Origin of the sequence: Methylobacterium sp. B1, assembly GCF_000333255.1 — a bacterium.
In the GTDB taxonomy this organism is placed as follows: Bacteria; Pseudomonadota; Alphaproteobacteria; order Rhizobiales; family Beijerinckiaceae; genus Methylobacterium; species Methylobacterium fujisawaense.
The window spans coordinates 1-1,453 of the sequence record NZ_BACT01000056.1; the positions used below are offsets into that span (position 1 = coordinate 1).

Consider the following 1,453-nt stretch of genomic DNA (forward strand, 5'->3'; position numbering starts at 1 on the left):
TCCCGGGGCATGCCGAGGCCGTGCTGACGGCCGCCCGCGCCCTGCCCTGACCGGCCGGACGACCCGGCCCGCGACGGATCCTTAACCCTACTGAGGTCTGAATGGCGGCTCCCCCGGGGCCGTCCCGATGCATCCTCCGAAGTTCCACATGCTTCCCAGGCCGCGCCGGCCGGCCCCCTGGCTTGCCGCCGGCCTTGCCCTGGCGCTGGTCTGGGCGCTCGGCGCCTCCTACCTGATCGTGTTCCACGACGACGTGCTCGCCGGCTTCGTCGCCCGGCAGGCCGCCCTGCGCGACGCCTACGAGGCGCGCATCGGCGAGTTGCAGGACCGCCTCGACCGCGACCGGCGCGACAGGGTGGGCAGCGAGGCCGGATTGGCCGAACGGGTCGCGGCCGCCCTGGAGCGCCAGGCCGAGCTGGAGCGGCGCACCGCGGCTCTCGGCGACCTCGAGCGGCAGGCCCTGTCCGAGCCCTCCACCACCGGCGCCCTGCCCGACCGGTCCGACGGACCGCGCAGCGGCGGCTATGACGGGCTTCTCCTGCGACCGACCGAGGGGGCGGCTCCGGCGCGGTCCGCCATCGAGCCCCTGCCCCGCCGGAGCGCGCGCGAGGCGGAGACCGGGCTGATCCGGCTGGAGGCCCGGCTCGACGGCCTGCAGGCGGCCCAGGGCGAGCGCCTCGCCCGACTGGCCGCCCGGGCCGGGGACGCGGTGCGGGGGCTGCGCGGCCTGATCGGCCGCACCGGCCTCGATCCCGACCGCTTCGATGCGGCCGTGCCGGCCGCCGGACTCGGCGGCCCGCTGGTCCCCCTGAATGGCCGCGCCCTGGACGGCAGCGGCTTCGCGGAGGGCCTCGCGCTGGCCCGGCGGACGCTCGACGACGGCGAGCGCCTGCGCCGGGTCGCCGCGACCCTGCCCCTGGCCCGTCCGATCCGGGGGGCCTCGATCGTGTCGAGCCCGTTCGGCACGCGCCTCGACCCCTTCACCCGCGGCCTCGCCCTGCATACCGGGCTGGACCTGAAGGCGGAGTACGGCGAGCCCGCCCGCGCCACCGCGCCGGGCCGGGTCGTCACCGCCGAGGCTGCGGGCGGGTACGGCAACATGGTCGAGATCGACCACGGCCACGGCCTGACCACCCGGTTCGGCCATCTCGCCCGGATCGGGGTGCGCCCGGGGCAGCGCGTGGCCGCGGGCGACGTCATCGGCTCGGTCGGCTCGACGGGGCGCTCCACGGGGGCGCATCTGCATTACGAGACCCGCATCGACGGCGCGCCGGTGGATCCGCAGCGCTTCCTGGACGCCGGCGCGACCGTCGCGACGGCCCGGCTCGGAGCCGACTGAGTCGGCCCCCTGGAGGGCCGCATCGTGCGAGCCTCCGCGTCGCGCTCGGAGGCCGCGTGGCATCGGCCGTGAAGCGCGACGCGCGCATGGGCGTCGCCGAGGACATGCGCGGGC

The 1,453-nt window shown here is 77.5% G+C and carries 1 protein-coding gene; it reads left to right on the forward strand.

What is annotated here, in order from left to right; all coding sequences use genetic code 11:
• Positions 1–127: 127 nt before the first annotated feature.
• Complete coding sequence (locus I53_RS01610) at positions 128–1,339, forward strand: M23 family metallopeptidase (protein WP_043345961.1); 1,212 nt, start codon at positions 128–130, stop codon at positions 1,337–1,339.
• Positions 1,340–1,453 lie beyond the last annotated feature (114 nt).

Bases quoted from the DNA above. Each gene is read 5' to 3' on its own strand.
- I53_RS01610 (WP_043345961.1), top strand. From the start codon at position 128: ATGCATCCTCCGAAGTTCCACATGCTTCCCAGGCCGCGCCGGCCGGCC.